A 1,125-nucleotide genomic window follows, 5' to 3' on the forward strand; every position below is an offset into this window, starting at 1 on the left:
ACGAGGCGCGGTTCGCCCTCGTCGTAGGAGATCGCCGGGTAGATCCGGTGGTCGTGCAAAACCGTGCGCAGGTGCCGCAGGGCGGTGATGGCGCCGGGCCGCCAGGTGGCCGCGCCGAGCCGGTCGCCCGCCGGTGTGCCGGGTGATGGGATCACGTCTGCCTCCTTCCTTAGACCGGCCCGGCGTGATCGGTCATGCGTTCGTCGGCGGGCGGCGGCGTGGCGGTGAGGTTCCTGTCGCGCAGGGTCGCGTAGTGCTCGGCGAGTTGTTCGGCGGCGGCGGGCAGCGTCAGCTCGGGGCTGAGCACGGGTGCGCCGGAGTCGCTGAGCCTGGGGCCGGTCCACCAGAACCTCTCGCCGTCGGTGTAGGCCAGGAGCCCGTGATAGAGGGACACGACGGCGTTGCCGGAGCGCAGCGCGTGGACGTCGGCTGAGATGCCGTACACCTCGCTGAGCACGATGGTCAGGTCCGTGGCTCGCGTGACGGCCTGGCTCTCGGTGTCGGCCGACGGCGCGGCGGCGCGTGTGTGGGAAGGAGACACGCCGCCGCGCCTGCTCATGAAGTCGCCCCACGGTGGGATCGCGTTCATGCCGCGACCTCCCGCCGGGGCTCGTGCCGTCGTACTGGAGGGGCGTCCGGGGAGCGGCCCCGGCCGGGGGCGACGGCGGGCCCCGGCCGGAGGGTCTGGTGGTCGAGGACGGTGCCCGGAGGCGGGGTGCCGTGTTCGTGGACGCGGGCGACGGTGCGGGCCCGGCGGTGGGCGAGGGGGTCGCGGGCGAGCGCCAGGCGGATCGCGCGGCTCTCACGCGTCTCCACCGGCCGGTACGGGCGGGTGGTGGGGGGTGCCGGGCGGCGGGTGTCGGTGCGTCCGGCGGGCCGGGTGCGCGGTGGCGTCGCCTCGGGTTCGGCCTGGCGGGGTGCGGGCACCAGCGGAATCGGCCGCACCGGGATCTCGGGGTCGGGCTCGAAGGTCGGCAGGGAGCGGCCGAGTCCGAGGCGGCGGCGCGCGTCGAGGCGCGCGGCCATCAGCGCGCCGGTCGGCTGCGCGTACTCGTGGTCGGCGACCTGGCCGGGACAGCCGTGCGCGTAGGGCGCGTGCCCGCAGTCGGCACAGCCCATCGGCAG

Annotated in this window: 1 protein-coding gene and 1 pseudogene; both read right to left on the bottom strand. The window is 75.8% G+C overall.

The features are described from left to right. Positions 1-169 precede the first annotated feature (169 nt). Entirely contained in the window at positions 170-589 is a 420-nt protein-coding gene (locus tag ABD817_RS39385; RefSeq protein ID WP_344923568.1) for a hypothetical protein, read from the bottom strand. Further along, positions 586-1,125 (bottom strand): annotated as a pseudogene (locus ABD817_RS39390) (hypothetical protein); the annotation flags it as partial. The gene ABD817_RS39385 and the pseudogene ABD817_RS39390, both read right to left, overlap by 4 nt.

The sequence above is a fragment of the Streptosporangium oxazolinicum genome, assembly GCF_039537505.1.
Taxonomy (GTDB): Bacteria; Actinomycetota; Actinomycetes; order Streptosporangiales; family Streptosporangiaceae; genus Streptosporangium; species Streptosporangium oxazolinicum.

Coding starts and splice junctions, on each gene's coding strand:
- ABD817_RS39385 (WP_344923568.1), bottom strand. CDS start 589: ATGAACGCGATCCCACCGTGGGGCGACTTCATGAGCAGGCGCGGCGGC.